This is a genomic window from Phocicoccus pinnipedialis, from assembly GCF_903994035.1.
Taxonomy (GTDB): Bacteria; Bacillota; Bacilli; order Staphylococcales; family Salinicoccaceae; genus Phocicoccus; species Phocicoccus pinnipedialis.
The window spans coordinates 91,155-111,553 of record NZ_CAJEWB010000010.1; the positions used below are offsets into that span (position 1 = coordinate 91,155).

Below are 20,399 nucleotides of genomic sequence, written 5' to 3' on the forward strand. Positions count from 1 at the left end.
TTTTTATTTTCGATTTTTCTATGGATGGTATAATATAAAGGATGACAAGTAAGGAGGCACCATGAAGAATATTGCGGTATTAACAAGTGGCGGAGATGCTCCTGGAATGAATGCGGCAATCCGTGCTGTAGTTAGAAAAGGTAACAAAGAAGGATTCAATGTATATGGTATTTCACATGGCTTTTTAGGACTCACTAAAGGTGATTTGAAAAAACTAGAAGTCAGAGATGTGGGTGATATTATTCACCGTGGTGGAACGATTCTTTATTCTGCACGTTGTGAAGAATTTAAAGAAGTACACGTACAACAAAAAGCTGTCGCAACACTGCGAGAGTACAACATCGATACTGTGATTGTAATCGGAGGAGATGGTAGTTTTAGAGGCGCACAAGCTTTAGAGAGACATGGAATTAAAACGATTGGCATACCTGCAACAATTGACAATGATATTCCGTTTACAGAGTATACAATCGGGTTTGATACGTCTCTAAACACAATATTAGAGGCACTCGACCGTATTCGTGACACTGCAACAAGTCACGAGCGTACGTTTATCGTCGAAGTCATGGGTAGGGAAAGCGGACAACTTGCTTTATATTCAGGTCTTGCAAGTGGTGCAGAAGTTTCACTTGTACCTGAAGCTATCGAAGAAATGTCAACGGTGATTCACAAGATTGACGAAAGTATTCGTTTAGGTAAAAAGCATTCGATTGTGATTGTTGCTGAAGGGGCAATAAGCGCTGCTGAGTGTAGTAAAATTATTAGTGACGCCCTTCATATTGAAGTTAGAACGAGTGTCTTAGGGCACATTCAACGTGGTGGAAAACCAACTGCACGTGACCGAATCTATGCATCAAGGTTTGGAAGCACAGCAGTAGATTTAATTTTGGAAGAAAAACATGATGTTGCGCTCATAGTAAATGAGGGTAAAATAAAGATGAAAGACTTCGACGAAGTCATTACAGGAAAGAAAAATCTCGACACATCTATTCTTAAGATGATTGACGAGTTATCTATTTAGGGGGATTACATGCGTAATACAAAAATAATTTGTACAATAGGACCAGCTTCAGAAGACAAAGCAACACTTGAAAAACTGATGCTTGCAGGAATGGATATTGCAAGACTCAACTTTTCACACGGAAACCATGAAGAGCATCTTGCACGTATTGAAAGAATCCGTGAAGTATCCAGAAAAGTGGGTAAAACAATTGGGATATTACTGGATACAAAGGGGCCAGAAATTCGTACGCATGACATGGCTACGCCAATTGTTGAACTTAAAAAAGGGGAAACTTTAAACGTTTCTATGGATGAAGTGCTGGGAAACAGTGAAACAATCTCAATTTCTTATCCGGGTCTTATTAACGACATCGCTGTTGGTGACAATATTCTTTTAGATGATGGTATTATTACTTTAAATGTTACAGCGATTCTTCACGACGAAAACGTGATCCAGACGATTGTCCAAAATGACGGAATCATTAAAAATAAAAAAGGTGTTAATGTTCCAGGAGTTAAAGTAAACCTTCCAGCATTAACAGATAAAGACCAAGAAGACATTTTATTTGGTATTAAAAATCAAGTAGACTTCATCGCACCTAGTTTCATTCGTAAAGCACAAGACGTTCTAGATATTCGAGAGCTCTTAGAAAAGAATGAAGGGGAGTACATCAAGATTATTCCTAAAATTGAAAACCAAGAAGGCATTGATAATATTGACGATATTTTATTAGTGTCAGACGGTTTAATGGTTGCTCGTGGTGACCTAGGAGTTGAAATTCCAACGGAAATGGTTCCACTTGCTCAGAAAGATTTGATTAGAAAGTGTAACTATGCGGGTAAACCAGTTATTACAGCAACACAGATGCTTGATTCTATGCAACATAACCCAAGATGTACTAGAGCAGAAGCAAGTGACGTAGCAAACGCTATTTATGACGGAAGTGACGCTGTCATGCTTTCGGGTGAAACAGCAGCAGGCAGCTATCCGGTTGAAGCTGTAACAACGATGTCTAATATTGCTATCTCTAGTGAACAAGCACAAGACTATAAGAAGTTATTATCAGATCGTACGAAATATCAAGAGCCAACTATGGTAACGGCAATCGGTGTTGCAGCAGCGCACACAGCATTAAACTTAAACTGTCGCGCTATTGTAGCAGCCACTGAATCAGGACATACAGCTCAGATGATTTCTAAATATCGCCCACATGCAGACATTGTTGCAGTGACACCACACGAACATGTTGCAAGACAATTACAACTCGTATGGGGTGTGCATCCGATAGTTAAACCGGGAGAAAAAGATACAGATAATGTCTTAAATACTTCTGTACAATCTGTTCTCGAAACAGGCATTGTAACTGAAGGTGATCTCATCATCATTACAGCAGGTGTACCAACTGGTCAAGCAGGTACTACAAACTTGATGAAGTTACACGTAGTTGGAGATACGTTAATCAACGCTCAAGGTATCGGTAGACGATCCGGGTTCGGGGAAGTCTTAAAAATTGAATCTTTAGAGCAATTAAAAGAAGCTGACACAAAAGATAAGATCTTAGTCATTAACTCAGTTGACGGCATGATGACACCATACCTGGTGGATGTAGCAGGTTTAATCACTGTTGAAGGTGGTTTAACAAGCCCAGGTGCAATCATCGGATTAAACCTTGAAATACCGACTATAGTAGGAGCAGTTGATGCATTCGACGTCCTAACAGACGGAATGCAAGTAACAATTAACACAGAACAAAATGTCGTCTATAGTGGACACGCAAACGTTCTTTAATAAAGGTTAGTGAAGAGTATGAAAAAATTAATATATGCATGTTTTTTAATCGTATTATTCCTAGCAGGATGTAACGATAAGACAGAAGCACCGCCAGCTACGGGTAAGGATTCAATCACTATTGAGGGTGAAGAAGAATTAACAGACCAAGTTGTGATTAAAAAGTCTATTGAAAAATATGGTGATGTTCACAGTTATGTTTTAAATACAAACATTGACATACTTGAAGGCGACGATTCATTCTCAGTTAAAACGATCACAACAATTGATGGAAACAAAAATGCTAAATTTGAAGCGGATGTCGATGGAGATGTGTCGACTTACTATGAAGTCGATGACAAAGCATACACTGTCGAAAATGGTGAACTTAAAGAAACAGATACGATGAATATCGTATCTAACGCAACTTACGGAGACATTATAAAAATCACGGACGATTTAAATGGCGGTAAAATTAGCCAAGAAGATGATAAATACAAGCTGACATATGATCTCGCAAATGAAAAAAATAGAGAAGCATATTTTGGAAGCAACTTAGCACAAGAAATTGGAGCATTCGATGCGTTAGAAGGCAACTTGATTTTAACTTACTCAAAAGAATATCTTTTAATTGATGCGAAAGTAGAAGGAACGGTAAAATCTGAAGACAAAACAATCGAATTTGTAGCCACTTCAAAATTCCAAAATGTAGACTCTGTTGACAAAATTAAATTACCAGAATGATAATTAGTGCAGGACGATCGTCCTGCACTTTTTTATTTACAATAACGGGCCTATCTGATGCACTTTTTGATTGTATGATAACATTAGGTTATAGCAAAGCATAAGAAAGCAAACTTTATCTTATACTTCAAAAATATTAAAATAGAGGTAAGGATAGGTGTAAGAGTTATAATAATCAATAAGCATTGATATACAAACTTTGTTATACTTATGTTAAAACGGTTACATTTATAAGGAGGTATTTCTATGCCTGAGAAGAGCTCTGGTTTAGAAGGTGTAGTAATAGGTGAATCAAGAATCAGTTCAATCATCGGCACAAAATTGACATACTGTGGTTATGAAATCGATGATTTAGCAGAGAATGCTGAGTTCGAAGAAGTCATTTTCTTACTTTGGAATGATCGATTACCAAATGAAGAAGAGTTAGCTGATCTTAAATCGAATCTATTCAAATATATGTCAGTAACGTCAAATAACAGTGAGCAATTCAAAGCGTTCGCTGAAAATAAAGGACGTGCAATGGCAGCGTTAAGAACTTCAATTTCTTATATCGGTATCTTCGATGAAAAAGCAGACGATATGAACGAAGAAGCGAATATGAATAAGGCAATTCGAATTCAAGCGGCAATGCCTGCAGTAGTTGCGGACTTCGAACGTCTAAGAAACGGACTAGAAACGATTGCACCTAAAGAAGAATTTGGTTTTGCTAAAAACTTCCTTTACATGTTATTTGGAGAAGAACCAACTGACACACAAGTAGAAGCGATGAACAAGGCACTTATTCTTCATGCAGACCATGAAATTAATGCATCTACATTCACGGCACGTGTGTGTGTCGCAACATTATCTGATCTTTATTCAGGTACAGTAGCAGCAATTGGTGCTCTAAAAGGGCCACTACACGGTGGAGCTAACGAACAGGTTATGAATATGCTCACTGAAATTGGTTCTGTAGACAAAGTAGAAGACTACGTCTATAAAAAGCTAGAAAACAAAGAGAAAATTATGGGGATTGGTCATAGAGTATACAAGGATGGAGACCCACGCGCGAAATATCTTGAAGATATGGCGAAGCGGTTAACTGAAGAAAACGGTGAGAGCGAACTTTATGATATGAGCATTAAGATTGCTGAAATCGTTGAAAAAGAAAAAGGATTACTTCCTAACGTAGATTTCTTCAGTGCTTCTGTATACCACTCAATGGGAATTCCACATGATCTATTCACTCCAATCTTTGCAGTAAGCCGTGCTTCTGGTTGGCTAGCTCACATGATGGAGCAATATAGAAATAATAGATTGATTCGTCCACGTGCTGAATATGTTGGTCATGTTGGTAGAAAATACGAACCAATCGAAGAAAGATAAATCATATAAAGGGGTATTTAATAATGACAGGCGAAAAAATTACAACTAATAACGGTGTTTTAAACGTACCAAACAATCCAGTTATTCCATTCATCGAAGGTGATGGAATTGGACCAGATATTTGGAATGCAGCAGTTCGTGTGTTTGACGCAGCAGTAGAAAAAGCGTACAACGGCGAAAAGAAAATTGACTGGTTAGAAGTTTATGCGGGTCAAAAAGCATTTGACAAAACTGGCGAGTGGTTACCACAAGACACGTTAGATAAAATTGATGAGTATCTAATTGCAATTAAAGGACCTTTAACAACACCAATCGGTGGCGGTATTCGTTCATTAAACGTTGCATTACGTCAACAATTAGACCTTTACACTTGCTTAAGACCAGTACGACACTATGAAGGCGTCCCATCACCAGTTAAGCGTCCTGAAGACGTTGATATGGCGATTTTCCGTGAAAACACAGAAGACATATACGCAGGTATTGAGTTTAAAGCAGGTACAGATGAAGTTAAAAAAGTTGTTGATTTCTTAACAGAAGAAATGGGTGTTAAAAATATTCGCTTCCCAGACACTTCATCAATCGCAATCAAACCTGTCTCTCAAGAAGGTACTGAGCGTTTAGTTCGTGCAGCTGTTCAATATGCAATTGACCACAACAAACCAACAGTAACTCTTGTTCATAAAGGTAATATCATGAAATTCACTGAAGGTGGATTCAAACAGTGGGGCTACGACCTAGCTGAAAAAGAATTCGGCGACAAAGTATTCACTTGGCAACAATACGACAAGATTGTCGAAGAAGAAGGCAAAGAAGTTGCAGACAAAGCACAAGATGATGCAGTTGCAGCAGGTAAAATCATCGTAAAAGATTCTATTGCTGATATCTTCTTACAACAAATTTTAACTCGTCCAAAAGAGTATGACGTAGTTGCAACAATGAACTTAAACGGAGACTACATCAGTGATGCATTAGCGGCACAAGTTGGCGGAATTGGTATTGCTCCAGGAGCAAACATCAACTATGACACTGGTCACGCGATCTTCGAAGCTACACATGGAACTGCACCTAAATATGCAGGACTAGACAAAGTAAACCCGTCATCCGTAATTCTTTCTGGAGTGTTAATGTTAGAACACTTAGGTTGGCAAGAAGCTGCTGATTTAATTAACGCTTCAATGGAAAAAACAATCGCATCTAAAGTTGTAACATACGACTTTGCTCGTCTAATGGACAACCCAACGGAAGTAAAATGTTCAGAGTTTGCGGATGCATTAATCTCAAATATGTAATTTAAATATTCACTAGATTTAAAAATTGAATGTGATAAGATATAAACGTGATGTTTAAGGCATTTGTCTTATAGTATTGCGGATGTATAACATAGGCCATCCCTAAATCGGGATGGCCTTTAAATTTAGGAGGTTTATTGTGGCTGAAGTAAAGGCAAGGAAGAATTTCTTCCAACGATTTCTAGACTTTATTGAATGGAGCGGTAACAAGTTACCTCATCCATTTACATTATTTATTAGTTTAGCTCTTATTACACTAGTATTATCAGCAATACTTTCAATATTAGACGTTTCAGTTGTACACCCTGGTGATTCATCTGAGATTGTTGAAGTAAATAACTTACTTAGCTCTGAAGGTATTCAATACATATTCTTAAGCATGACTGATAACTTCATTGGATTCGCACCACTTGGAGTTGTATTGATCACTATGCTAGGAATTGGTATTGCAGAACGTACTGGACTAATTGCAGCAGCACTTCGTGCATTCATTTTTGCAATTCCAAAATCGCTTATTACCGCAGGACTTGTATTTGCAGGTGTGATGTCCTCAGTTGCGAGTGACGCAGGTTACGTTGTTTTACCACCACTTGGTGCAGTGATTTTCCTAACTTTAGGGAGACATCCACTAGCTGGTATTGCAGCGGCCTTCGCTGGGGTCAGTGGTGGGTTTAGTGCAAACCTCTTACTCAGTGGGACGGATGCAATGCTTTCAGAAATTACAATGGAAGCGGCAGCAGTGATTAGTCCTGATTACGTTGAGACGATGAACGTTGCAATGAACTATTACTTCATTATCGTAAGTGTGTTCTTACTCACGTTAGTCGGGTGGTTTGTGACTGAAAAAATAGTAGAACCAAGGCTTGGAAAGTATGAAGGTAAGTTCTCAGTGAATGTTGAAGATGAGATGGCACCACTTTCTAAATTAGAAAAAAAAGGTCTGATCTATTCATTTATTTCAATTATTATATTTACGATACTTGCAGCAGTTCTAGTTGTATTCCCTTGGTCACCGCTTCGTGGAGAGGAAGGCACATATCTGAACACGATTATCCAATCACCATTTATGCAGAGTCTTGTACCAATCATTGCAATTTTATTCTTCGTGCCTGGCTTCGTATATGGTATTGTGACGAAGGCAATTAAAAATGATAAAGATGTCGCGAATCATTTAGCAGAAACTATGGCTACAATGGGAACTTTCATTGTACTTGCATTCGCAGCAGGACAATTCATCGCATTCTTCGCAGAATCGAACATTGGTCTTGTAATCGGTGTATATGGCGCAGAGTTACTTGAAACTTTAAACTTAAAAGGTATCCCGTTAATAATTGGATTTATTTTAGTGACAGCAGTGATAAACTTATTTATTGGTAGTGCAAGTGCGAAGTGGGCGATGATGGCTCCGATTTTCGTACCGATTTTAATGCAGCTCGGATACTCGCCTGAGTTAACGACAATGGCATATCGTATTGCAGACTCATCTACAAACATCATTACACCACTGATGACTTACTTCGCAATCATCATTGCATTTAGTCAGAAGTATGTAAAAGATCTCGGTATCGGAACACTCGTTTCAGTAATGTTACCATACTCATTATTTTTCTTAATTATGTGGTCAATTATGCTAATCGTATGGATGTTACTCGGATTACCGCTTGGACCAAACGCACCAATTGTCTATCCATAAATATAGAAATTGTTTAACAATGATTAGGTCGGGGTATATTTAACATAAATCTAATCTGTTAGGAGAGATATAATGGGTAAATTTGATGATTTAAAAAAGCAAGCAATGGACAGAGGTAAAGACTTCGCAAATGAGCAAGTAGACAAACACCAAGAATCTCGTCTAAAAGGTAAAGACGGTGTGAATAAACATATTGATAATGCTCAAGAAAAATTCCTAGGCGGCAATAAAAAAGAAGAAAAAGATGTAAAAGACGTAAAAGACGAAAAATAATTGGGATTATTAAGTCTCGGTGTGATTTACTTGCACCGAGGCTTTTTTAATTTGTGATACATATAAGACACTTGTATAATTTAAATAGAGCAACTTCAAAAAGGAGTACAGTATGAATAAATTAATTTTAATAGATGGTAACAGTCTAGCTTTTAGAGCGTTTTACGGATTGCCACTACTTACAAGTCAAAGTGGACTACACACAAATGCAATCTTCGGTTTTGCTCGTGTATTAGACAAAATTATTCGCGAAGAAGAACCAACGCATTTCTTAGTTGCGTTTGATGCGGGTAAATCTACATTTAGACATAAAAAATATGAGGAATACAAGGGCGGTCGTCAAAAGACACCCCCAGAACTTGGGGAGCAGTTCGCGCCGATTCGTAAGCTGATAGATGCGTATGGAATTAAGAGATACGAAGAAATGGACTACGAAGCAGATGACATCATTGGTTCTCTGTCTAAGATGGCAGACGAAAACAAGATGGAAACGATCATCGTTACGGGTGACCGTGACTTAACTCAGCTTGCAAGTGAACATACTAAAATTTATTATACAAAAAAGGGTATTACAGACATCGATGTGTACACGCCTGAATTTATTAATGAAAAATATGGCTTAACGCCACTTCAAATTATTGATATGAAAGGTCTTATGGGTGACACGTCAGACAACATACCTGGAGTTCCTGGCATTGGAGAAAAAACGGCGATCAAGTTGCTTGATAAGTACGAGAGTGTCGAAGGTGTGTACGAAAATATCGATGAGCTAAAAGGTAAGCAAAAAGAAAATCTAGAGACAAATAAAGAACTTGCGTTTATTTCTAAAGATCTCGCAACGATTTACAGAGATATGGAGTTCGACTTTACTTTAGAGGATCTTAAGCTTCCTGAAGAAAATCAAGAAGAAAAAATTGAAATCTATAAAGAGTATGGATTCAATTCACTTTTAGAACACATGGATGTACAAGAAGTTGAAGCGGTATCTGAATTTAATGTTGTAGAAGTGAAGTCACTCGATGATCTTAAAGCGGACGTTTCTATCTTCCTAGAAGCAGATGGTGATAACTATCTAGAAGTAGAAGCAAGATACTTTGGTGCAACAGACGGTGAGCACGTATTTGTTTCTACAATTGACGAAGTGAATAATGAATTAGAGTCATTCCTTAAGTCACGTAAGACAATCAACACGTATGATTTAAAACGTCATATTGGTCTCTTATCACATCAAGATATTGATTTTGATCACTTTACAACGGATATCATGCTCGGAAGCTTTATTTTAGATCCGTCTCGAAAAATTATCGATGTCGCTGAAACAGCCCAAGCTTTCAGTATTAACATTGATAACGATGAGTTTCTATATGGTAAAGGAAGAACTAAGAAAACGCCCACGGACGAAGAAGCATTGTCATTCTTAACAAACAAAGTTATGGCAATTCATCATACATTACCTAAGATGGAAGTTCGACTTAAACATGATGAATTATATGACTTATGGATGGATTTAGAAATTCCACTGGCTAAAGTTTTAGCTAAGATGGAGTTAACAGGTATCACAGTTAATATTGATACGCTAAAAGATATGGAGAACGAACTTGCTGGTCAGTTAGAAACAATCGTCGAACATATCTATGAACTTGCAGGTGAATCATTTAATATTAACTCACCAAAACAGCTTGGAGAAATTTTATTTGAAAAGTTAGAGTTACCTGTAATTAAAAAGACAAAAACAGGATACTCTACAGCAGTGGATGTATTAGAGAAACTTGAACCCAAACATGCAATCATCAAACATATCTTAGAGTATCGTACGTTAGCGAAACTGCAATCTACTTATGTAATTGGATTACAAAGCGATGTTAAGGAAGCGGGTAGAATCCATACACGCTTCAACCAGACACTCGCTCAAACCGGACGATTATCCAGTGTGGATCCAAACTTACAAAACATTCCAACGCGTCTTGAAGAGGGTAGAAAGATTCGTAAAGCATTCGTATCTAGATCAGATGATTATGTGCTATTAGCATTAGACTACTCTCAGATTGAACTACGAGTTCTTGCATCTATTACTAAAGATGAAAAAATGATCGAGGCCTTTAACAGTCATAACGATATTCATACAACAACAGCTGCAAACGTATTCGGTGTACCAGTTGAAGATGTTACAAGTGAAATGCGTTCAAACGCCAAAGCCGTTAACTTCGGTATTGTGTATGGGATTTCTGATTACGGTCTGAGCCAACAACTTGGTATCACTAGAAAAGAAGCAAAAGAATTTATAGATACTTATCTGGATACATTTGTACGCGTGAAAGAATATATGGGTGATATCGTAAAAGAAGCGAAGCGTGATGGTTATGTTAAAACGCTATTAAATCGTCGTCGCTATATGCCAGATATCAATGCAAGAAACTTTAGTGTGAGAAGTTTTGCTGAACGTACAGCAATGAATTCACCGATTCAAGGAAGCGCAGCTGACATCATCAAACTTGCGATGGTGCATTACGCAGAAAGTGATAAGGTAAAAGATTTCGATGCAGAATTATTATTGCAAATCCATGACGAACTCATCTTCGATGTACGTAAAGATCAAGTGGAAGCATTCATTCCTGTAGTTAAAGAAATTATGGAGAACGCTCTGAAACTTGAAGTGGATTTAGAAGTCGATTATGAGTACGGAAAAAATTGGTATGAAATGGAGTAGAGTACATGCCTGAATTACCGGAGGTAGAACTCGTAAAACGTGACCTTGAAAAGATTATTGGTCTAGAAATTGTAGATTACGAATTATCGAACTATGTCATCAATGGTCATAAAATAAATAAACGCACGATTGTAAAACAACCGCTAGATGAATTTAGACGCGTTCAAAACAGTACAATACTTTCCATTGGTAGACGAGGGAAGTATATGTATTTCTCTTTGCGTAAAGAGAATATTGAGTTTAATTTAGTTGCACACCTCGGTATGAGTGGCGCATTCTTCATTGTGAATCATTTAGATGAAATCAGTGAAAAGAACTTTAAAAAACATTGGCAAGTCATCTTTCATTTATTAAATGGTCAAATGCTCGTCTATTCAGACATCAGACGTTTTGGAGAAATGCGCATAGTTGAATCACTTGAAGGGTTTAAACCGATTGCAGAAATGGCTCCGGAATACACAGAAGAAATCGCGAGAGCACACTTTATTGATACGCTTAAGTCGGGTAGATATGATGAGTCATTCATTAAGCCGATCATTATGGATTCAAAAATACTTCCAGGTGTAGGAAATATATATGCATCTGAAGCATTATATCTCTCACATATTTTACCAACTAAACGCGTCAAAAATATAAGTAGAGAAAGACTTTCTAATCTTTTTGATGCAATTGTAGAAGTGTTTGAGCTATCTTTATCGTATGGTGGTTCAACCATCTCAGACTATCGCAGTGTCACAGGTGGCAGCGGAGAGATGCAGAACAAGTTTAAAGTTTATGGGTTAAACACATGTCCAGAAGGTCACACACTTAAGACAAAAGTCATGAATGGACGAAACACGTATTACTGTACGAAGTGTCAGAGGTGAATCAGTTGAAAAAGAAGCATAAAGTCATCGGAATCACGGGTGGAATTGCGAGTGGTAAATCAACGGTGAGTGATTACATTAAATCAAAAGGCTATCCTGTACTAGACGCAGATATCTACGCTAGAAAAGTTGTAGAGCCAGGCAGTCAGGGTCTTAAAGAAATCGTGGAAGCTTTTGGAGAAGCAGCATTAAACGAAGACGGTACCATGAACAGACAACAAGTTGGGTCTATTATCTTCAATGATCCGAAGAAGAGAGCAATATTAAACGGAATCACACATCCAATTATTAGACAGAAGATGAATGAAGACCGAGATTTCTACCTACAAACCACACACGTATTTCAAGATATTCCACTCCTATTTGAGAACGGGCTAGAGCGCCAAATGGACGAAGTTATCGTCGTCTATGTAGACCGTGCTGTTCAAATTAAAAGACTAATGACTCGAAATAATATGAGTGAAGCAGACGCAATTTCACGAATTGAAAGTCAGATGTCACTAGATGAAAAAAAAGACCGTGCATCTGTAGTCTTCGACAACACTGGGACTATAGAGACACTATATAAACAAATTGACGATTATTTGCAGGAATTGTCATAAATAAACATTGTGAAAACGTTGTCATAAAACGGTTTTATGGTATACTAATGATGATAAAAAATTAAAGGAGCTTTTTAAGTCATGACTAAAGTAGCAATCAACGGATTAGGTAGAATTGGAAGACAAGTATTTCGTATCGCAATGGAATCTGACAAACTTGAATTAGTTGCAGTAAACGCGAGCTACCCAGCAGAGGATCTTGCACACTTAATTAACTACGACTCAACGCATGGTAAATGGGACAAAGTTGTAGAAGCTAAAGATGAGGATACGTTAGTAGTTGAGGGGAAAGAAATTAAGATTGTCAGCGACCGTAATCCTGAAAACTTACCTTGGAAAGACCTTGGCGTAGACATCGTATTCGAAGCAACTGGCGCTTTCAACCATGGTGACACAGCAGTGGCACACATCAATGCAGGTGCTAAAAAAGTTGTTTTAACAGGACCATCTAAAGGCGGAGACGTTCAAACATTAGTATTGGGTGTAAACGATGATCAGTTAGACGTAGAAAAATATGATATTTTCTCAAATGCTTCATGTACAACAAACTGCTTAGCACCTGTGGCTAAAGTTTTAAACAACGCATTCGGAATCAAGAAAGGTCTAGTAACAACAGTACATGCGTACACATCAGACCAAAACATTCTAGACAACCCGCATAAAGACTTAAGACGTGCACGTTCAGCTGCAGACAATATCGTACCAACATCAACTGGTGCTGCAAAAGCAACAGCGTTAGTATTACCAGAACTTGAAGGTAAACTAGACGGTTTAGCATTACGCGTTCCAACACCAAACGTATCACTTGTAGATTTAGTAGTGGAATTAGATAAGACTGTTACAAAAGAAGAAGTGAATAAAGTATTAGAAGAAGCGGCAAACGGTGAATTAAAAGGGATTCTTGAAGTTACACATGCACCACTTGTATCACGTGACTTCTACACAAACCCACATTCATCAATCGTAGATGCAAGTTTAACGATGGTAATTGGTGACTCACAAGTTAAAGTACTATCTTGGTATGATAACGAGTGGGGTTACTCAACACGTACAGTTGAACTTGTTGAAAAAGTTGCAGAAAGCCTTTAATTTTATAAGAGTAAATTTATTAGATTCAAATTCTACATCGAGAATTTGAATCTTTTTTTTATATTGATGAAGCGGTTGAAAAAGATGAATGTTACATATAAATCAATACTTCAAAAGGATCAAAGGTTTGAAATTGGAAAATTATCTTCTTAAGGTGATATAATTTTATAGGAATTATAAAATCCATAAAAATTTAAAAGGTAAATAGATGATACGTATTTAATGAGGTGTAAAATTTGGGAAATCATTTTAGTAAAATTGGTAAAGTAGTTGCACTAATAATTATAGCTATATTAATCGTTTTGACTATCGCTTTTACTGTTTCGGATGCGTCGTTAGAGATTGATCCGGAATTAATGCCTATTGTGGTGGCTCCTATGGCGTTAGTAGGCCTAGTTATAACGACGGTACATGCAGCGACAATGCTTGGTTGGAAGCCTGCACTTAGAATGATTGTGGTCGGTATGATAATCGCTTACGGCATTGAAGAGATCGGTGTGCATACTGGTCTTGTTTATGGCAGATATTACTTCACACCACTCATGGGTCCAAAGCTTGACGTAATTCCGATTGCTATCGTTTTCTTTTGGGTCTCACTTACTTATATCGCGTGGGTGGTAACTAACCTTCTTATTGACGGTTCACCGACTCCAAAGAGACATACACATTCTCTGATAATATTCAGAGCTACAGTCGGTGCATTGGTTGTTACAACGTTTGACTTAATTGCCGATCCTTTTGCAGTGGCAAATGGATTGTGGGTGTGGTTAGACGGAGGTGCGTACTTCGGTGTACCGATCCACAACTATTTCGGATGGTTCATCGTTGCATTCGTATCGTACATTGTTCATGGATATCAGTTGCGCCGTGAAAACATCCCAGCATTTGAATTCGCATCAGTAGGTATGCGCAGATTGAGCATTGCGCCTCTATTGATGTACGGATTATCAGGGCTTGCATTTATGTTTTTGAACTTCGAGGGACAATTAGGGTTAATCTCATTCTACCTATTCGGAATTCCATTTCTTGTTGCATCATGGAAATGGGGTATATGGTACAAGCATACTCAGAAAGCTGTTCAATCTTAAAGCACTAAAATTTTCTTGAGCAAAGGTAACACAAGTCAAGACGGCTCAGCTTTCTGATTACTAAACATAAAAAGGCATTCATTCAAACCGGAATGAATGCCTTTTTGTATAGATATAGAATCCGCAATTCTACAGTGTAAAATTACTTTGAGAAAATCAGCAAAAAAAGAATAATAGATTTCTTTAGAATAGAGAGAGGTTGATTATCTGACTTTTATTTTAAATTAATAGAAGTTTAATAATTGAAAATTAGCATACTATGGCTAGATGAGCAAAGTTTAAATAGTGCTGAAAAATTAATCGTAAGTTTGTAACTCGAGCATTGAGTTTATTAGTTGGAATAGCGGGAAGTATGATGATTTTAACTTAATCTCAAAAAGTTGGAATAAAGATGAATCTCACGAATCACGATTAAAAGAATACTTTTTCGAGTGATTTATTAAGAGAGATTAAAAACATTCAAATTGTACAAAAAGCATTTAGGCTTACTAATATATTATCTGCATAAATATATACGTAAATCATTGCTGAAGAATTATAAAATGAGGTAAATAGATTCAGAAATTGCTTAAAACATAAACTATAAAATTATAACAGCTTTGAACCAATTATTGACTAACGTATAATAGTAATTATACATTTACAAAATTCTCTATAAGATCTTAATTTAAATGGTAATTAGTAATGAAGTAGATATAAAGAATGGAGTGAAATAAAGATGGCAAAAATCTCTAAGCCTATCATACATAAAATTGATTACACTGAAAAGGGACTGAAAGAATTTGCTGAAAGTGCTGTGAATTTTAAAGCTAAGGAAAGAAAATATTTATTAGATTATCCAACCGTCTATATTATTAATAATGAGTCGAAAAAACATACATATAACATTTATATTGGTGAAACTGCTGATATTAAAGCACGAACTAAACAGCATTTAAATACTAATAAAATTAACGAAGAAATATTAAACCATCCTAATAATCCATCAGCATCAATGTATATGATAGGACATGAATATTTTAATAAGTCTTTGACATTAGATATTGAAAATAAACTTATGCACTATTTATCTACAGTAGAGCAAGTAGATAAAATATATAATTCACGTACTAACGAGCAGAATAAATACTATACGGTAGAGTATTTTGAAGGTATTTTTTCTAAAGTATGGGAAGAACTAAGAAAGAAGAATGAGAATCTTTTTCCATTAAAAAGGATTATAGAAGATTCTGCACTTTTTAAAGCATCACCTTTTCATAAATTAACACCTGAACAGAACGAAGCAAAAAATAAGATTTATACTAAAGTAATCGAATCCTTAAAGAAAGATCAAACAGGAGAACTAATTTTAGTGGCTGGTGAAGCCGGTTCAGGAAAAACAGTATTGATGAGTAGTCTATTTTATGAAATTAAAAAGGATTTAGTTGAAGAATTAGAGAATAAGAAAGAACTAAAAGTTCATATGATAGTAAATCACGATGCTCAGTTAAAAGTTTATAATCAGATAGCAGAAAAATTAGACTTAACATCAGATGAGGGCTTACAAACTGTTTTAAAACCAACTAGATTAATTAATAATGTAACAAGCGATGACCCTTTGGATGTTGTAATAGTGGATGAAGCACATTTATTGTGGACTCAAGGTAAACAAGCGTATAGAGGAAAAAATCAGCTACATGATCTATTAGAGAGGGCAAAAGTAGTAATAGCTGTATTTGATGTAAACCAAATTTTAACAACAGAACAGTATTGGGAAGAAGAAGAGCTTGAAAAAATTAAGGCAATGTCTAAGCGAAATGATAATTATATATTTTTAACAAATCAAATGCGAATTGATGCCGAAGAGCAATCAGTCGAATGGATTAGAAATTTGGTTGATAACCAGACAGTATTAAATATTCCTAGTGATAATAAAGGTTATGAAATTAAAATTTTTGAAGACGCAGGGATGATGCATAAAGCAATTAAAGACAAATCAATGGACCAAGAAAAAGGGATCTCAAGAGTTGTTGCTACGTTTGACTGGGAATATGTGGACAAACGTAAGCCGGAAAATGATGAATATTGGATGGTAAGAGACAAGGACTTTGAAATTCCTTGGAATTATCAACTGAAACCGGAAAATAGGAGTGTTAAATATAAGGATGTGTCCTGGGCAGAGCAACCTCATACAATAAACGAGGCGGGGTCTACATATACAGTGCAAGGTTTTGATTTAAATTATGTTGGAGTAATTATTGGTCCCTCAGTTAAGTATAGAAATGGAAAAATAATATTTGATAGAGAAGCAAGTGAAAATAAAAAAGCCAAACAGCGAAGAAGTCTAAAAGACGGAAGTAAAGAGTATTTAGCAGACTTTTTATTAAAAAATGAATTAAATGTTTTATTAACAAGAGGAATACATGGATTGTATTTATATGCTGTAGATGATGCATTACAAGAAGCTTTATTAAAAGCTCAGAAAGGAGAGATAAGAATTGGATAAATTAAAAAAAGCGGTGAATGATTTTAGAGATGAAAGAGACTGGAGACAATTTCATAATGAGAAAGACTTAGCTATCTCTATTTCTCTTGAAGCATCAGAATTGCTTGAATTATTTCAATGGAATACTAGTGAAGAAACAATAAAAAATAATTTGAATCATGTCGAAGATGAACTAGCAGATGTATTAATTTATTCTATTATGTTAGCCTCTAATTTAGAGTTAAATATAGAAGAAATTATTTTAAATAAACTTAAAAAAAACAATCAAAAATATCCGGTCTCTAAAAGTAAAGGAACCAAGAAAAAATATACTGATTTTAACATTGAATAATACATAAGATTATATTAAACATATATGTATGGAGATTTACAATTCTCTTAAAACCTTCATAATAATATGCATAATAAGATAATTACTTATATAATATTTAAGATATATAAGGAACATTAATTTAATAATAGATAAAATACAGAAAAGTCATTTTTCTGTATTTTTTTATTGTATCCATTTATCGTGTATAATATATGTAATAAATAGAATTTAGATTGAGGTGAGTTCATGCGTTGTCCAAATTGCCAACATCAGAATACTAAAGTCATAGATTCTCGTCACGCTGATGATATGACAGTCATTAGACGTCGTCGTGAGTGTGAGTCTTGTGCGACTCGATTTACAACTTTTGAAAGAATCGAATTATCTCCACTTGTCGTAATTAAAAAGGACAATACGCGTGAAAAGTTTGATCGGGAAAAAGTGTTAGAGGGTCTCATGAAAGCATGTGAGAAAAGACCGATTGCGTTTGATGAGATTGAAAAAAGAACGGATAATATTGAAAAGTCTTTACGTAACTTAAATAAAGCTGAAATTTCATCGAATGATATTGGTGAAGCGGTAATGAATGAATTAATGGACTTAGATCAGGTTGCTTATGTCCGTTTTGCGTCTGTGTATCGTGAGTTTAAAGATATTAATCAATTAATGGATGTTCTTGAGAACTTAAATAAAGGGAAATCATGATATGAATACGAGATTGATGCCGAGAACTGAATTTTTAGTGTATAACAAGATTTCATTATCTCCATCTGACAGAGAAATGCTTTCGGATATATATATGCCGCTCATTGGTCCTGTGTCTCTATCGATCTATAATTATTTAATTGATTTGAAACAAGATATGACCGTACGTTTTCATAGTGAATTCATGGATATTTTAAATATCGAACTCTCGACATTTACAAAAGAGCTTGAAAAACTTGAGGCAATTGATCTTGTTAAAACATACGTGAATGATGATGTACACACCGACCAATTTTTATATGAACTAAAAAGTCCGTTGGATGCTGAAAGTTTTTTCAATGACCCGATGTTATCGATGTTTTTATTTGCAAAAATTGGGAGTAAGAAATTTAATGAGAAGAAATCGGCGTGGATTTACCATCCATTTCCAGAGGGTTTTAGCGACGTGAGTCGCAATTTTAAAGAGGTGTTTTCGACGCTACGCATGAATGAGTTTGAAAAACCAACCGAGACGTTTATTGGGAATGCTCAGTCTGAAGGTTCGAGAATTGATGTAACTGAGTTCGATTTTGACATGTTGTATACGCATCTTCGTGGTACGTATGTCGAAAAAGGGTTCTTTAATACAGAAGTGCAGCGTACAATTGTAAAATTATCTCAAGTGTTCAATCTTTCTTTATATCAAATGAAAGATGTCATTATAAAATCGACGGATCGCAATGAGGGTATTGACTTAGAACTCTTGAAACATTACGCATTAAGAGAATATAATGCGACTGAAGGTAAAGCGAAACCTAGAGTGCAATTGGAGACTTTAAATACGCATGAAAACAGCACGGATTACTTTGAACAGTTGGATGGGATTTCGCCTTTAAATCGTATCCAACATTTAAGAAACAATCATGCGTCTCAGAATGATATGCGTATTGTAACTGAACTTATCATGACGACGAAGTTGTCTGATGGTGTCATCAATGTGTTGCTTGAATATGTCTTACAAAAAGGACAGTATTTAAATGATAATTATGTCTTTTCGATAGCGAGAGACTGGGAGAAAAAAGGGTTCTTAACTGCTAAAGAGGCAAGTGAATCTGTACTGTCTTTCCTTGGTGAAAATTCGAAGGCTAAAAAGAACTACCCAAACAATCGCTTCAAAGTATCTCATAAGACAATCGAGCCTAAGTGGTTTTCAGATAAGAAGACGACTGACACTAAGGATGAGAATAAAAATGATGAAAAAACAATTCCCGAGCTGAAGGATGATTCGATTGCAGCACGCATCCAACAGTTTAGAAATAATAGGTGATTGATGTGAAATCTATCGGAAATATATTTAATAAGGTTAGCGCGATTGATGAACTAAAGTCGCGTCAAAATAGAGAAGAAGCACTTATCGAAGAGATTGTTCACTCTAAAAAAATGCAGGACTTCATTAAAAATCATGAAGGGGAAGTCACGCGTCAGATGATTGTCGATGATCTCATTAACGCAAAGTTTTATGTCGAACAGAAGACGGAATGTGAAGTGGATGAGAATGGGGAATGTATTTCCCATCCGGAGGGTCTCGTTCATAATCTAGAAGTGCGTAATAATCGACTGCATCTCTATTACACAAGATGTCCTGTGAAAGAAAAACAGCTTGAATATGAGGAAAAAGAATCGTTAATTAAGAGTTTCCATATTTCTAAAGATATAAAAAATGCGAGCTTTGATGATTTATATCATGATTCGAGTTCAACACGTAATGACGTCATTAAACGCTCAATCGACGCAGCGATTTCTATTGTGAGTGGTGATGAGCCAAAAGGATTATATATTCACGGGCAGTTTGGTGTGGGCAAGTCTTTCATTCTGGGCTGTATTGCGAATGAACTAAAAGAAAAGTCCATCTCAACGATGATGATTTACATGCCTGAACTACTCACAGATCTTAAATCTGGATTTAAAGACGGGTCAACAGATGAAAAGTTACTTGCGATTAAAACTGCTGAAGTATTGATGCTAGATGATTTAGGTGCAGAAGATATTACAGTGTGGTCGAGAGATGAAGTGTTAACACCAATCCTACAGTCACGTATGTCTAGAGGATTGCCTACATTTATTAGCTCCAACTATTCAGTGGATGATTTAGTTGAATTATACAGCCATACAAAAAATGGTGCAGAGGATAAAATCAAATCATCTCGTATGGTGGAACGTATTCGTGCCTTGACGGATGAAGTCGAGCTCACGGGCTTAAACTACCGTCATAATCAGTAATATTGCATTTATGGAATAATCAGTATATAATATATTCATCAATTTCAAATAATAAATTCAAAAGGACACAATTTCTTTTGGTATATTTTAAGAGAATGCATGGTTGGTGGAAATGCATAATATACACTTGGAGTTACTCCCTTTTTCATTG

The 20,399-nt window shown here is 36.1% G+C and carries 17 protein-coding genes; all 17 read left to right on the forward strand.

What is annotated here, in order from left to right; all coding sequences use genetic code 11:
- The first annotated feature begins 61 nt into the window (after positions 1–61).
- The 17 genes from pfkA (at position 62) to dnaI (ending at position 20,248) form a co-directional block, all read left to right on the forward strand.
- A complete protein-coding gene (pfkA, locus tag H9D55_RS04725; RefSeq protein WP_186077336.1) occupies positions 62–1,021 on the forward strand; it encodes a 6-phosphofructokinase in 960 nt (319 codons plus the stop codon).
- 9 nt (positions 1,022–1,030) lie between these two features.
- Entirely contained in the window at positions 1,031–2,791 is a 1,761-nt protein-coding gene (pyk, locus tag H9D55_RS04730; RefSeq protein WP_186077338.1) for a pyruvate kinase, read from the forward strand.
- Positions 2,792–2,809: 18 nt separating this feature from the next.
- Positions 2,810–3,514, forward strand: a complete 705-nt coding sequence (locus H9D55_RS04735) for a hypothetical protein (protein WP_186077340.1) — start codon at positions 2,810–2,812, stop codon at positions 3,512–3,514.
- A gap of 246 nt (positions 3,515–3,760) precedes the next feature.
- Complete coding sequence (gene citZ, locus H9D55_RS04740) at positions 3,761–4,879, forward strand: citrate synthase (RefSeq protein WP_186077342.1); 1,119 nt, start codon at positions 3,761–3,763, stop codon at positions 4,877–4,879.
- A 23-nt stretch (positions 4,880–4,902) separates the two neighbouring features.
- On the forward strand, positions 4,903–6,168 hold the full coding sequence (gene icd, locus H9D55_RS04745) for an NADP-dependent isocitrate dehydrogenase (RefSeq protein ID WP_186077344.1): 1,266 nt from the start codon (positions 4,903–4,905) through the stop codon (positions 6,166–6,168).
- A 139-nt stretch (positions 6,169–6,307) separates the two neighbouring features.
- On the forward strand, positions 6,308–7,861 hold the full coding sequence (locus H9D55_RS04750) for an AbgT family transporter (RefSeq protein WP_235963111.1): 1,554 nt from the start codon (positions 6,308–6,310) through the stop codon (positions 7,859–7,861).
- A 72-nt stretch (positions 7,862–7,933) separates the two neighbouring features.
- Complete coding sequence (locus H9D55_RS04755; protein WP_186077349.1) at positions 7,934–8,134, forward strand: hypothetical protein; 201 nt, start codon at positions 7,934–7,936, stop codon at positions 8,132–8,134.
- Between the two features lie 112 nt (positions 8,135–8,246).
- Complete coding sequence (gene polA / locus H9D55_RS04760) at positions 8,247–10,841, forward strand: DNA polymerase I (RefSeq protein ID WP_186077351.1); 2,595 nt, start codon at positions 8,247–8,249, stop codon at positions 10,839–10,841.
- A 5-nt stretch (positions 10,842–10,846) separates the two neighbouring features.
- The gene (locus H9D55_RS04765) at positions 10,847–11,707 is read left to right on the forward strand and encodes an Fpg/Nei family DNA glycosylase (RefSeq protein ID WP_186077353.1); all 861 of its coding nucleotides are present in this window, start codon (positions 10,847–10,849) and stop codon (positions 11,705–11,707) included.
- Entirely contained in the window at positions 11,704–12,309 is a 606-nt protein-coding gene (gene coaE, locus H9D55_RS04770) for a dephospho-CoA kinase (protein WP_235963112.1), read from the forward strand. The genes H9D55_RS04765 and coaE overlap by 4 nt, the downstream gene beginning before the upstream one ends.
- Positions 12,310–12,390: 81 nt before the next feature.
- Positions 12,391–13,398, forward strand: coding sequence for a type I glyceraldehyde-3-phosphate dehydrogenase (gene gap / locus H9D55_RS04775; RefSeq protein ID WP_186077356.1), 1,008 nt, complete (start codon positions 12,391–12,393; stop codon positions 13,396–13,398).
- Between the two features lie 236 nt (positions 13,399–13,634).
- On the forward strand, positions 13,635–14,486 hold the full coding sequence (locus tag H9D55_RS04780; RefSeq protein ID WP_186077358.1) for a carotenoid biosynthesis protein: 852 nt from the start codon (positions 13,635–13,637) through the stop codon (positions 14,484–14,486).
- A 718-nt stretch (positions 14,487–15,204) separates the two neighbouring features.
- Complete coding sequence (locus H9D55_RS04785; RefSeq protein WP_186077360.1) at positions 15,205–16,971, forward strand: DUF2075 domain-containing protein; 1,767 nt, start codon at positions 15,205–15,207, stop codon at positions 16,969–16,971.
- Positions 16,964–17,302, forward strand: coding sequence for a nucleotide pyrophosphohydrolase (locus H9D55_RS04790; RefSeq protein ID WP_186077362.1), 339 nt, complete (start codon positions 16,964–16,966; stop codon positions 17,300–17,302). The genes H9D55_RS04785 and H9D55_RS04790 overlap by 8 nt, the downstream gene beginning before the upstream one ends.
- 228 nt (positions 17,303–17,530) lie before the next feature.
- Positions 17,531–17,989, forward strand: coding sequence for a transcriptional regulator NrdR (nrdR, locus tag H9D55_RS04795; protein WP_186077364.1), 459 nt, complete (start codon positions 17,531–17,533; stop codon positions 17,987–17,989).
- Position 17,990: 1 nt separating this feature from the next.
- Entirely contained in the window at positions 17,991–19,295 is a 1,305-nt protein-coding gene (locus H9D55_RS04800) for a replication initiation and membrane attachment family protein (RefSeq protein ID WP_186077365.1), read from the forward strand.
- On the forward strand, positions 19,292–20,248 hold the full coding sequence (gene dnaI, locus H9D55_RS04805) for a primosomal protein DnaI (RefSeq protein ID WP_235963113.1): 957 nt from the start codon (positions 19,292–19,294) through the stop codon (positions 20,246–20,248). The genes H9D55_RS04800 and dnaI overlap by 4 nt, the downstream gene beginning before the upstream one ends.
- Positions 20,249–20,399: the final 151 nt, after the last annotated feature.